Source organism: Pseudomonas sp. 43(2021), assembly GCF_017490805.1.
Lineage (GTDB): Bacteria > Pseudomonadota > Gammaproteobacteria > Pseudomonadales > Pseudomonadaceae > Aquipseudomonas.
The window spans coordinates 1-457 of the sequence record NZ_JAFGYJ010000481.1; the positions used below are offsets into that span (position 1 = coordinate 1).

Consider the following 457-nt stretch of genomic DNA (forward strand, 5'->3'; position numbering starts at 1 on the left):
TCCATGATCTGTTCGATCATTTCGGTAAAGCCGTGACTGGAATCCTGCAAGCGGTACAGCCACGGATCGCTGAGATCCACCGAGGCATCGTCCTCGTGCATCACCTGCCCGGCCTGCAATTTCTCGCAGCCCAGACCGATCACCAGCGCCTCGCCGCCCAGGTTCGGGTTGCGTGCCAGATTGCGCACGGTACGAATCGGGATGTAGGCATCGGTCGCGGTAATCGCCACACCGCAGCCATAACTGTGGGTCAGCGCCACCACGTCATCGACGTGCGGGTACTTCGGCAGCAGCTCTTCCTTGATGCACTTGACCGCGTGATCGAGCACGCCGGTCACGCACTGAACGGTGGTGGTGATGCCGAGAATGTTGCGCGTGCCGACGGTGCCGTCGGCGTTGCGATAACCCTCGAACGTGAAGCCTTCCAGCGGTGCCTGCGCATCCGGCACATCGGTGG

1 protein-coding gene is annotated in these 457 nt (G+C 61.9%); it reads right to left on the reverse strand.

Annotated elements, in window-relative coordinates; translation table 11 throughout:
* Positions 1–457: UxaA family hydrolase (locus J5M71_RS28275; protein WP_207838934.1), on the reverse strand; the 457-nt coding region annotated here is incomplete at both ends.